At 56.3% G+C, this 1,736-nt stretch carries 2 protein-coding genes; both read left to right on the top strand.

The annotated features are described in order from the left end of the window. Positions 1-1,108, top strand: a 1,108-nt coding sequence (locus AC1DQP_RS20210) for an ATP-dependent nuclease (protein WP_478052391.1), incomplete at its 5' end; no start/stop codon positions are given. Then, a partial coding sequence (locus AC1DQP_RS20215; RefSeq protein WP_478052392.1) for a UvrD-helicase domain-containing protein occupies positions 1,105-1,736 on the top strand: 632 nt, incomplete at its 3' end. The genes AC1DQP_RS20210 and AC1DQP_RS20215, both read left to right, overlap by 4 nt.

Raw genomic sequence — 1,736 nt, forward strand, 5'->3', positions numbered from 1 at the left:
TGAGCGGCTCAGCGACGGCCAGCAGTCAATGCTCTACATCTCGCTGGTGCTGGCTGCTCATGCAGTTGATGTCGCGGCGTTGGCCGACGCAGATACACCCTTTGATCTAGCTCGGCTGAGGCCAGCGGCTTTCACTTTGCTTGCAGTGGAAGAGCCTGAAAACAGCCTCTCGCCCCAGTATCTGGGGCGGGTCACCCAGGCACTTCGAGACCTCAAAGACGAGTCCGGCGGGCAAGCTATTGTAGCCACGCACTCTCCCGCCATGTTGCGCAGAGCTGATCCAGATCACATCCGACATCTCCGGCTTGACGCTGATCGCATTACGCAAGTCAGTGAAATTGTTCTTCCGGATGAGGCAGGGGAAGCGGGAAAATTCGTTCGCCAGGCGGTCATGGCATATCCCGAGGTCTACTTTGCCAAGCTGGTTGTTCTGGGCGAAGGCGATAGCGAAGACATCGTGCTCCATCGCATGCTCAGTGCCATGGGCGTCGAAGCGGATGCGTCCAGTGTCTGCGTGGCGCCGCTTGGAGGGCGTCATGTCAATCACTTCTGGCGCCTGTTATCGAGTTTGCGAATCCCCTACGTCACTCTCCTTGACCTTGACTATGGTCGCTTCGGTGGAGGATGGGGGCGCGTTAAAGTGGCACATGGCTATCTGCGCAAGTTTCCAAACGGCCACCCGGTGCGCACCGATGCCGAAGTCAAAGCGCTTCCTGGATGGAAAGCGTCTTGCAAAGGGGACGCTTTCATCGAGGAAGTGCGTTTCCTCAGAGGAGCAGGGGTCTTCTTCTCGGCCCCGATTGATCTTGATTTCGCTATGATGCGGCAGTTTCCAGATGCCTACGGCGCCACTGAGCAGCCGTTGGAAGATGGCGATGACTTACTCGGTGCGGTCTTGGGAAAGAGTGGAATCGCCAAGCACTACGGACCAAAGTCGCGCAGTCTGTTTCACGACTACCACCGCCTGTTCAAACTCGCCAGTAAGCCGGTAGCGCATCTTCAAGCCTTGGCCAACCTGACTGATGAAGATCTGAGAGCGGATGCCCCCAAGACCCTGAAATACCTCTGTCAGCGTGTGGTCACCATCTTGGCGGCAGACGCGGAATGATTACGCCAGCTCAGTGGAGTCCGGTTGCCATCGAGATGTTGGAGCCCGGCGCAAAAGCGGCGATTACGGCTCTTCATGGCAACAGTGTGGTCATTGCTAATCCTGGATCAGGGAAGACCGAGCTTCTCGCTCAGCGCGCCGACTTTTTGCTCAGGACCGGCACGAGCCGCTATCCAAAAAGGATCTTGGCGATCTCGTTTAAAACCGATGCGGCGCACACCCTGCGTAGGCGGGTGAGGGATCGCTCAGGACTTGACTATGCCCACCGTCTCAACAGCATGACGTTCGACGCCTTTGCGCGTCGAATTATTGCGATCTACCGGCCGCTTCTGACAGGAAAGGATCGCCTGGACCAGGGATTCAAAGTCGGCACCGTTCGCGTGAAGAGCGTCCAGGTTGCGTTCAAGGAGTTGGTGCCATTGGCGCAAAATCTCATCGAACAGCATCCGATGATCAAGCGATCAATCAACATCGCTTACAGCCATGTATTTTTGGACGAATTTCAAGATTGTACAGGTCCACAATACAAGCTGATCAAGACGTTGTTCAAGGATACGTCAACCGCGATAACCGCTGTCGGAGACGCGAAGCAAAAAATCATGGGCTGGGCAGGGGCGCTCGATGGGGT

The sequence above is a fragment of the Stenotrophomonas sp. P5_A8 genome (assembly GCF_056400545.1).